General features: G+C 63.9%; 1 protein-coding gene. It reads right to left on the bottom strand.

Features of this window, described 5'->3' with window-relative positions; all coding sequences use genetic code 11:
* Positions 1 to 210 precede the first annotated feature (210 nt).
* The coding region (locus tag ACIBB8_RS37970; RefSeq protein WP_398959991.1) for a HEAT repeat domain-containing protein at positions 211 to 1,085 on the bottom strand (875 nt) is incomplete at its 5' end.

The following is a 1,085-nucleotide window of genomic DNA, read 5'->3' as shown; positions in this document are numbered from 1 at the left end:
GCGAATCTGTCCATGTCACCAGCCTCCAACCCACTGACCTGCACCTTCAGCCTGGGACGGACTCCAGAACCCCCGAATTACGCGGAACGCAGGCTCGTGTCCCTGGGCCGTAACGCCGCCTGTCCAGGTGGCGCAACAACCGGGCGGTACGAGAAGTAATACTGCCTTCGCTCACCCGGCTCGGCACCGCAGCAAGGCACGGAACCCGCGTCAGATGCTCGAGGTCGAACGTCGCGGGAATGCTGCCGCACGGACGCTGTGCCGCACATCCCCACCGAGGACTTCCAGAATCGCGGCCACTGGCTCAGCCGGCTCCGACGCCACGTTGGCGGCTGCCTCAGCCAAGGTCCGCCGCACGCGTACGTCGCTGTCCTTGGCCAGTCTCATCGCTAGATCCTGATGGCGTTCCAAATGCTGCATGCACAGAACGGCGCTGGCTTGCCGAACGCCGATGTGCTGGTGCGTCGCGAGAAGGTTGACGTCGATCTCCCCTGTCACATCGCTTCCGATCGCACTGAGCGTGACAGCGGCTGCTTGCACGAGAGATCCGTCATCACTGTGCAGGAGATCCAGCGCTCGGTCACGGACCCACTCCTTCTCCTCGAGGACGGTAGCTGAAGCCGCAGCCAGATACATACCTTGGCCACGCAGGGACGCGGATGCCGAGCCGATCTGGAATGAGCTCAGTGGATGGGGCCTGCCGGTCACCTCGTCGTCGAGGTGACTCCCGTCTCGTTCACCGAGCACAAATGCCTTGCTGAACTGAAGCGTCGAAGTCTTGACGTCTTTCGGCAGCTGGATCACCAGATTCCGGGCCCCCGTGAGCGCATCCTGTCGATTGAAGGCCGCCTCTCGCGGGCTATCCGCGATCTCCAGGAGCTTGGCGAGGCATGTCCGACGGTCTTGTTCGTCGAGGAAGCCAACCAGGAAGGAATCGGGGACCAGGCGGGTGCCGAACGCAACGCGGTGCGGGTCGGGTTCCGGGCGACCCCCTTCCTGACAGCCTCGACTGAGGCACCGGGGTTCTCCGGTTAGCCTGGATGGGCGAGACAGGAGCATCCCCCGGCATGACCAGCACCACCAAT

The organism is Streptomyces sp. NPDC051286 (genome assembly GCF_044455345.1).
In the GTDB taxonomy this organism is placed as follows: Bacteria; Actinomycetota; Actinomycetes; order Streptomycetales; family Streptomycetaceae; genus Streptomyces.
The sequence above is the reverse complement of the archived record's forward strand: the minus strand, read 5'-3'. Positions and strand labels throughout refer to the sequence as shown.